The 7,801-nt window shown below is 66.9% G+C and carries 7 protein-coding genes; 2 read left to right on the top strand and 5 right to left on the bottom strand.

Annotated features, from left to right (window positions below; genetic code table 11):
• Window positions 1-110 precede the first annotated feature (110 nt).
• Both AC1D00_RS17215 and aptA read right to left on the bottom strand, forming a co-directional pair.
• Window positions 111-1,376, bottom strand: coding sequence for a D-amino acid dehydrogenase (locus AC1D00_RS17215; RefSeq protein WP_477011495.1), 1,266 nt, complete (start codon window positions 1,374-1,376; stop codon window positions 111-113).
• Window positions 1,377-1,446: 70 nt separating this feature from the next.
• A complete protein-coding gene (gene aptA, locus AC1D00_RS17210; RefSeq protein ID WP_167771204.1) occupies window positions 1,447-2,775 on the bottom strand; it encodes an omega-aminotransferase AptA in 1,329 nt (442 codons plus the stop codon).
• A 148-nt stretch (window positions 2,776-2,923) separates the two neighbouring features.
• On the opposite strand from aptA, the gene AC1D00_RS17205 reads away from it, so the two are divergent.
• Entirely contained in the window at window positions 2,924-3,472 is a 549-nt protein-coding gene (locus AC1D00_RS17205; protein ID WP_011085008.1) for a cupin domain-containing protein, read from the top strand.
• 187 nt (window positions 3,473-3,659) lie between these two features.
• Entirely contained in the window at window positions 3,660-3,812 is a 153-nt protein-coding gene (locus tag AC1D00_RS17200; RefSeq protein WP_167771203.1) for a hypothetical protein, read from the top strand.
• Window positions 3,813-3,880: 68 nt separating this feature from the next.
• On the opposite strand, the gene AC1D00_RS17195 is transcribed toward AC1D00_RS17200, so the two are convergent.
• From AC1D00_RS17195 to AC1D00_RS17185, 3 genes are read right to left on the bottom strand one after another with little or no spacing between them, the layout of a single operon-like run.
• On the bottom strand, window positions 3,881-6,142 hold the full coding sequence (locus AC1D00_RS17195; RefSeq protein ID WP_477011494.1) for a xanthine dehydrogenase family protein molybdopterin-binding subunit: 2,262 nt from the start codon (window positions 6,140-6,142) through the stop codon (window positions 3,881-3,883).
• Window positions 6,135-7,190 (bottom strand): FAD binding domain-containing protein, encoded by a 1,056-nt coding sequence (locus tag AC1D00_RS17190; RefSeq protein WP_477011493.1) that lies wholly within the window; start codon window positions 7,188-7,190, stop codon window positions 6,135-6,137. The genes AC1D00_RS17195 and AC1D00_RS17190 overlap by 8 nt, the downstream gene beginning before the upstream one ends.
• Window positions 7,187-7,684: a (2Fe-2S)-binding protein gene (locus AC1D00_RS17185; protein ID WP_027549523.1), complete on the bottom strand. Its 498-nt coding sequence runs from the start codon at window positions 7,682-7,684 to the stop codon at window positions 7,187-7,189. Before AC1D00_RS17185 ends, AC1D00_RS17190 begins: the two co-directional genes overlap by 4 nt.
• Window positions 7,685-7,801 lie beyond the last annotated feature (117 nt).

The following is a 7,801-nucleotide window of genomic DNA, read 5'->3' as shown; positions in this document are numbered from 1 at the left end:
GCCTCCACACCGTCATTGCGAGCGAAGCGAAGCAATCCAGACTCTCACCGCGGAGACACTCTGGATTGCTTCGYCGCAWGAGCTCCTCGCAATGACGAGCGGATAGAGCTTTAGCCGAACCGGTGTGCGTAGCGGTCCACCGTCAGCGCGCTGACGTCGATGTCCGGCTTCTTGCCCGACAGCATGTCCGCGAGCACCCGCCCCGAGCCGCAGGACATGGTCCAGCCGAGCGTGCCGTGGCCGGTGTTGAGGTGGAGGTTGGCGTATTGGGTCGGGCCGATCACCGGCGGGCCGTCCGGCGTCATCGGGCGCAGGCCGCTCCAGAACGTCGCTTTCGAGAGATCGCCGCCGCGCGGGAATAGTTCGGTCAAGGAGTGATCGAGGGTGGCGCGGCGCGCATCATAGAGCTTGCTCGAATAGCCCGAGATTTCGGCGGTGCCGCCGACACGGATGCGATTGCCGAGGCGCGTGATCGCGACCTTGTAGCTCTCGTCCATCACGGTCGATTCCGGCGCGCCCGAGGCGTCCTTGATCGGCACCGTGATCGAATAGCCCTTCACCGGATAGACCGGCAGCGAGATGCCGAGCGGCGCAGCGAGCCGCGACGACCAGCTTCCGAGCGCGAGGACGTAGGCGTCGGCCTGCAACAGGCCGGCGCTGGTCGCGACGCCGCTGACGCGCGCGCCGACCGTGACGATGCGGTCGATGCCGGTGTTGAACATGAAGCGCACGCCGAGCGCCTGGGCGTGCTTGGCCAGCGCCTGCGTGAACATGTGGCAGTCACCGGTCTCGTCCTGCGGCAGGCGAAGTCCGCCGGCGAACTTCTCCTTCACGCCGGCGAGCGCCGGCTCGACCGCGATGCAGCCCTCGCGGCTCAGCACCTCAAAGGGCACGCCATATTGCTTGAGCACGGCGATGTCTTCGCCGGTGCCGTCGAGCTGCGCCTGGTAGCGGAACAGCTGGAGCGTGCCCTGCGAGCGCTCGTCATATTGAATTCCGATGTCGCGGCGCAGGTCGCGCAGGCTGTCGCGGCTGTATTCCGCGATCGGGATCATCCGGCTCTTGTTGACCGCGTAGCGCGCGCTGGTGCAGTTGCGCAGCATCTTGAGCAGCCAGACCCACATCACGGGATCGAGCTTCGGCCGGATCACCAGCGGGCCGTGCTTCATCAAGAGCCACTTGACCGCCTTCACCGGCACCCCGGGCCCGGCCCAGGGCGAGGAATAGCCGGGCGACACCTCGCCGGCATTGGCGAAGGATGTCTCCAGTGCCGGCTCCGGCTGACGGTCGACGACCGTCACCTCGTGGCCGGCACGCGCAAGGTAGTAGGCCGAGGTGACGCCGATGACACCGCTGCCGAGGATCAGAACTTTCACGCTTGGTCAAACTCCTGCGGCATCACGCTCGCCGCTGCAAGGAAACCACTCGCAACGGCGAGAGCAATTATCAGGCCACCCGCTTGATGGCGTCGCCCAGGATCGACACGATGTCGTCGATGTGGCTCTTCTCGACGATGAGCGGCGGCGACAGCGCGAAGGAGTCGCCGCTCATACGGAAGTACAGGCCGCGATTGAAGCAGTCGACCATCACGTCGTAGCCGCGCGCGCCGACCGCGCCGTCACGCGACGACAGCTCGACCGCGCCCATCAGGCCGCAATTGCGGATGTCGACGACGTTGGGCAGGCCCTTCAGCGAATGCAGCGCATCGCGCCAGTATTCGGCGATCGAGGCACCGCGCGTGAGCAGGCCCTCGTCCTTGTAGATGTCGAGCGTCGCGATACCCGCGGCGCAGGCGGTCGGATGCGCGGAGTAGGTGTAGCCGTGGAACAGCTCCATCTGGTTCTCGGGGCCGACCATCATGCCGTCGTGAATCTTGCGGCTGGCGAACACCGCGCCGCAGGGAATGGTGCCATTGGTGATGCCCTTGGCCGTCGTCATCAGGTCCGGCGTGACGCCGAAGAAGTTGGCGGCGAACGGCGTGCCGAGGCGGCCGAAGCCGGTGATGACCTCGTCGAAGATCAGGAGGATGCCGTGCTTGTCGCAGATCTCGCGCAGGCGCTGGAGATAGCCCTTCGGCGGCGGCAGCACTGCGGTCGAACCGGGCACCGGCTCGACGATGACGGCGGCGATCGTCTCGGCGCCGTGCAAGGCCACCAGGCGCTCGAGATCGTCGGCGAGCTCGGCACCATGCTCCGGCTGATCCTTGGCGAAGGCGTTGCGGCTGAGATCATGGGTGTGGCGAATGTGGTCGACGCCCGGCAGCAGGGTCGCGAAGGCGCGGCGGTTGGCAACCATGCCGCCGACCGACGTGCCGCCGAAGCCGACGCCGTGATAACCGCGCTCGCGGCCGATCAGGCGGGTGCGGCTCGCCTGGCCGTTGGCGCGATGATAGGCGAGCGCGATCTTGAGCGCGGTGTCGACCGACTCGGAGCCGGAGTTGGTGAAGAAGATCCGGTCGAGGCCCTTCGGCGCGATCTCGGCGAGCCGCTCGGCGAAGTCGAACGCCAGCGGATGGCCCATCTGGAACGTGGGCGCGAAGTCCAGCGTCATCAGCTGCCGCTCGACCGCGGCGGCGATCTGCTTGCGGCCGTGGCCGGCATTGACGCACCAGAGACCGGCGGAACCGTCGATCACCTTGCGGCCGTCGACGGTGGTGTAGTGCATGCCCTCGGCCGAGGAGAACAGGCGCGGCGCCTTCTTGAACTGCCGGTTGGCCGTGAACGGCATCCAGAACGAGTCGGTCTTGATGGTGTTCGGAATCTGATGAAGGGTCACGGCCGCGCTCCTTTGCTGACCTGCTAGCAGAGGCACGGCTTCCAAGGCGCAACAAGTCCTTTTCTGGTGAGCTGCAAGCCATTGATTTTACTGAGGCCGTTGGTCCATATTTGCGCGATCCGCAACACATGCAACAGGGACCAGGGGCATGAGCGTCGACATCGGTGGACGGCTGCGATTCATCCGGGCGCGCCAGAAGCTGTCGCAGCGCGAGCTTGCCAAGCGCGCCGGCGTCACCAATTCGACGATTTCGCTGATCGAATCCAACCAGATGAACCCGTCGGTCGGCGCGCTCAAGCGCATCCTCGACGGGATCCCGATGGGCCTCGCCGAGTTCTTCGCGCTGGAGCCGGAGAGCCGGCGCAAGATCTTCTATCGCGCCGAAGAGCTGACCGAGGTCGGCAAGAAGCCGATCTCGTATCGGCAAGTCGGCGACAATCTGTTCGGCCGCAGCCTGCAGATTTTGAAGGAGCGCTACGAGCCCGGCAGCGACACCGGGCGCGTGCATCTCGTCCATGACGGCGAGGAAGGCGGCATCGTGATCTCGGGCAAGCTCGAAGTCACGGTCGAGGACGAGCGCCGCATCCTCAATCCCGGCGATGCCTATTATTTCGAGAGCCGCCGCCCGCATCGCTTCCGCTGCGTCGGCGGCAAGCCGTGCGAAGTGATCTCGGCCTGCACGCCGCCGACATTTTGACGCACATCAAGATCCCCCGGAATGTTACGGACGGCCCGATATCTTACGGAGCTTGAGCCATCTCAATTTCGGCGAGCCAAACCGCTATATATTACGAACCGTAGCCGAGCAGCCTGGCGCAAAGGTGCTGAGGTTATGGCCCCGGACTCCTAGGCATTCCGGGGCCGCTTCGTAACAGGGCTTGCYGATGAAGATCACGCTCGCCAATGCAGAAGCCGCGCTCGACGAAGTTCGGCGCGATGCCGATAAGCTCCACTCGCGCGAGCTGCGCGAGGCCATCGCCCAATACATCGAGACGCAGCGAGAGGCGATCAAGGCCCTGCGGCGGAAGATGAACTGACGCTGCGACGCGGGTCGCTGGCCGCGCGGCCTTCTCCGCGCGGCTCTCATTTGACATCGCCGCAGCGTTCAAGACTGCGTCAGCAATTGCTCGATCCGGATCGGAAAACGCCGCACCCGCACGCCGGTCGCGTGCCAGACGGCGTTGGCGACTGCGCCGGCGCTGCCGGTGATGCCGATCTCGCCGACGCCCTTGATGCCGAGCGCATTCACATGCGGGTCGTGCTCCTCGACCGTGATCACGTCGAGCGGCGGCACGTCGGCATTCACGGGGATGTGGTACTCGCCAAGATTGGCGTTCATGATCCGGCCGCTGCGGCGGTCGGTGATGGCTTCCTCGTGCAGCGCAAAGGACATGCCCCAGATCATGCCGCCGAACAACTGGCTCTTCACCAGATGCGGATTGACGATGCGCCCCGCGGCGAAGGCGCCGACCATGCGCGTGACGCGGACCTGGCCGAGTTCGGGATCGACCTTCACCTCCGCGAACACCGCGCCATGGGCGTGCATCGCATACTCCTCCATCGCCGCGGGATTCGGCGCGCCGGTGCCGCGCGCCTCGACCTCCGCGACGCCGGCACGCGCGAGGATCTCGGCATAGCTCTCGCCGCGACTCTCGTCGTCGCGCCGGAACAGCTTTCCGTCACGCGCGACCACGCCGGCATTGCCCGCTCCGAACAGCGGCGAGCGCTCGTCATTGGTGGCGAGAGCGGCGAGCTTTGCAATCACGGCCGCGCCGGCGCTGTGGATCGCAGCGCCCGCGGTCGCCGTGTGCGCCGAGCCGCCGGCAATGCCGGCGTCGGGCAGGTCCGACGTGCCGGCCTTGAATTCGACGCGGTCGATATCGAGACCGAGACCGTCGGCTGCGATCTGGGCGAGTGCCGTCCAGGCGCCCTGCCCCATGTCGTGCGCGCCGATCTCCATCGCGCCGGTGCCGTCGCGACGGATCGCCGCGCGCGCTTCCGCCTGGAACATCAGCGCCGGGAAGGTCGCGGTGCCCATGCCCCAGCCGACCAGATGACCGGCGTCGTCGCGCATCCGCCGCGGCTGGAGCGAGCGCTTGGCCCAGCCGAAGCGTGCGGCGCCCTGTTCGTAGCAGGCACGCAGCGCCTTGGATGAGAATGGCTTTCCGGTGATCGGCTCGACCTCGGCATAGTTCTTCAGACGGAACGCGAGCGGATCGATGCCGCAGGCCCAGGCCATCTCGTCGATCGCGCTTTCCAGCGCGATCGAGCCGGTCGCCTCGCCGGGGGCGCGCATGAACAGCGGCGTGCCGGTGTTGACGCGCACGGCATCGTGAGAAGTGCGGATCGCAGGGCTCGCATAGAGCGTGTGCGAGGCATCGGCCGCGGGCTCGTAGAAATCGTCGAACGTGCTCGACACGGTCCTCGCATGATGATCGAGCGCGGTCAGGCGTCCCTCGCCGTCGGCCCCGATGCGCAGCCGCTGGCGCGTCGGCGCACGATGACCGACCGGGCCATACATCTGCTCACGGCGCAGCACGAGCTTCACGGGCCGGCCGGCGAGCTTGGCCGCCATGATGCCGAGGGTCTGCGGCCCGGCCAAGAATCCCTTGGAGCCGAAGCCGCCACCGAGGAACGGGCTGCGGATGTGGATCTTGTCCGGCGCGATGCCGAACAGCTCGGCGATGCGCCCGAGCGACAGCATCAGGCCCTGGGTCGGCATGTCGACCGAAAGGCTATCGCCGTCCCACGACGCCACGATCGCATGCGGCTCCATGGCGTTGTGATATTGCGGCGGCGTCTCGTAAGTCGCGTCGATCTGCTTCTCGGCCGAGGCAAGCCCCGTCTCGACATCGCCGTGGCGATTTTCCGTCGGGTTGCCGACGCCGACGACCGGCGGCACGAAGCTTTCGCCGGCATCGAGGCCGACGAGCGCAGGCAGCGTCTCGTAGCGCGGCGCCAGCAGCACCGCACCTTCCGTCGCGGCCTCCAGCGTTTCGGCGATCACGACGGCGATCGGCTGGTTGGCGTAGCGGACCTCGTCGCTCTGCAGCACCTCCATCCGGAACACGAACGGGTTGGTCTTGATCTCCGGGTCGACCGCGAGCGGCGGCTTGTGGTCTGATGTCATCACGTCGACGACGCCGGGATGGCGCTTGGCAGCCGTGACATCGAGCGAGGCCACGCGGCCGCGCGAAATGCTCGAGACCGCCATCACCGCAAACAGCATGCCGGGCGGATGATTGTCGGCGGCATAGGTCGCCTGCCCCTTGACCTTGAGGATGCCGTCGCGCCGGGTCAGCGGCTGGCCGATGTTCGAGCCGTGGCGCAGATTGGCGGGAGCGCTGGTGAGATTGAGCTCAGGCATGGATGGCTCCGGAGGTCGAGGCAAAGGGAGAGGCCGGCAGCGCCGGCAGGCGCGCCGGCGTACCGGCGGCGGCGAGGGTCAGCGCGCGCACGACGATGCGGCGGGCGAGCTCGATCTTGAAGGCGTTGTCGCCGGACGGTTTTGCGTCGGTGAGCGCGCGCCAGGCGGCTTCCTGGAAGGCGTCGGCCGTTGGCGCAACACCCTTGAGAACGTCTTCCGCGGTGCGCGCACGCCAGGGCTTTGCGGCAACGCCGCCGAGCGCGATGCGCGCCTCCTTGATCTTGCCGTTCTCGATCTGCAACGCAGCGGCGGCCGAGACGACGGCAAAGGCGTAAGAGGTACGCTCGCGAACCTTGAGGTAGCGCGCATGCGCCGCAAAGTCGCGCGCCGAAGGCGGCAGACGCACCGCCGTGATCAGGTCGCCGGGTTCGAGCGCGGACTCGCGCTGAGGCGTATCGCCGGGCAGGCGATGCAGCTCGTCCAGCCCGATCTCGCGACGACCGTTCCTGCCCTCGATCTCGACGATGGCATCGAGTGCGACCAGGGGAACGCAGAAATCCGAGGGATGCGTGGCGATGCAGCTCTCGCTCCAGCCGAGCACGGCATGGGCGCGGTTCTCGCCGTCGCGGGCGTCGCAGCCACTGCCCGCCTCGCGCTTGTTGCAGCGGCTCGCCGTGTCATAGAAATACGCACAGCGCGTCCGTTGCAGCAGATTGCCGCCGACGGTGGCGGCATTGCGCAGTTGCGCGGATGCGCCGGAGAGCAGCGCTTCGGCGACCGCCGGATGGGACCTTGCGAAGTCGGCATCGTGCGCGAGATCGGCATTGCTGACCAGCGCGCCGATGCGCAACGACCCGTCGGCGAGATGCTCGATTCCGTCGAGCCCCTCGAGATGCGTGACATCGACCAGGCGATCCGGACGGCTGACGCCGCCCTTCATCAGATCGAGCAAATTGGTGCCGGCGGCGAGATAGGTCGCGCCCGGCTGGGCGGCGGCGGCAACAGCCTCGGCAACCGTAGCCGGCCTAACATAATCGAACGGTTTCATGCGGAGCGCCTCTGATTGGATTCGTCCATGCGTTCTTGCGCCTCGCGCACCGCATCGACGATGCCGGCATAGGCGCCGCAGCGGCAGAGATTGCCGCTCATGCATTCGCGGATGCGTTCGGGATCATCGCCGGCCTGGGCCTCGCGCATCATGCCGATCGCGCTCATGATCTGGCCGGGCGTACAGAAACCGCACTGGAATCCGTCATGGGCGATGAAGGCGGCCTGCACCGGGTGGAGCTGGTCGCCGCGCGCGACGCCTTCGATGGTGAGGATGTCGGCGCCGTCATGGCTGATGGCCAGCGCGAGGCAGGAATTGATGCGCTTGCCGTCGACGAGAATGGTGCAGGCGCCGCACTGGCCGCGGTCGCATCCCTTCTTGGTTCCGGTCAGATGGAGGCGCTCACGCAGGAGATCGAGCAGCGTGACGCGCGGATCGTCGAGGACGAAGTCGCGCCGCGCACCGTTCACGGTGAGGCTGATGGAGTGGTTCATACAAGGCTCCGATCAGATATGGACATGAGTGATCGCGCAGCGCGCCACCGCCGTGGCCGCCGTCGATATGCGCTGGCCAGGCGGAAGCCGGCCAACATCCCAGCGAAGMTACGGAGG

Source organism: Bradyrhizobium sp. P2_E8 (genome assembly GCF_056403875.1).
Note: the sequence above shows the minus strand (reverse complement) of the source record. Positions and strands in the feature narration are given on the sequence as shown.